2 tRNA genes are annotated in these 485 nt (G+C 49.7%); both read left to right on the top strand.

The features are described from left to right. Positions 1 to 96 precede the first annotated feature (96 nt). A tRNA-Ile gene (locus tag ACODRW_RS24330) sits at positions 97 to 173 on the top strand. A 117-nt stretch (positions 174 to 290) separates the two neighbouring features. Further along, a tRNA-Ala gene (locus ACODRW_RS24325) sits at positions 291 to 366 on the top strand. Positions 367 to 485 lie beyond the last annotated feature (119 nt).

The following is a 485-nucleotide window of genomic DNA, read 5'->3' as shown; positions in this document are numbered from 1 at the left end:
TCACCTCCTTTCTAGAGAAGGTTGTTGATCGAGTACTTACAGCCTATCGGTTATTTGTAGTTAAGGGCGTCAGCCAGCGATGGCTGAACAAGAAATGGGTTTGTAGCTCAGCTGGTTAGAGCACCGTCTTGATAAGGCGGGGGTCGTTGGTTCGAGTCCAACCAGACCCACCAGAATTTCTGTTGTCGGAGTGATCCGGCCGCACAAATAAAGCTGAAAGGCAAGGCGAAAGGCGGCGAAGTGTGCTGATGCACACGAGGCGCGTTTCAACGTGGTATTTCAGGTTTAGAGGGGGATTAGCTCAGTTGGGAGAGCACCTGCTTTGCAAGCAGGGGGTCGTCGGTTCGATCCCGTCATCCTCCACCACAACTCAAACACAAGCGAGTTTGCAAGATAGCTTGATTGTGTTTGCGTTGTATTTTTAACGCCCGATCTTTAACAAACTGAAGAAGCCGAATATATAAAGACGGCGAGAAGGAAGCGTA

The sequence above is a fragment of the Chromobacterium sp. FG89 genome (assembly GCF_057808735.1).
Note: the sequence above shows the minus strand (reverse complement) of the source record. Positions and strands in the feature narration are given on the sequence as shown.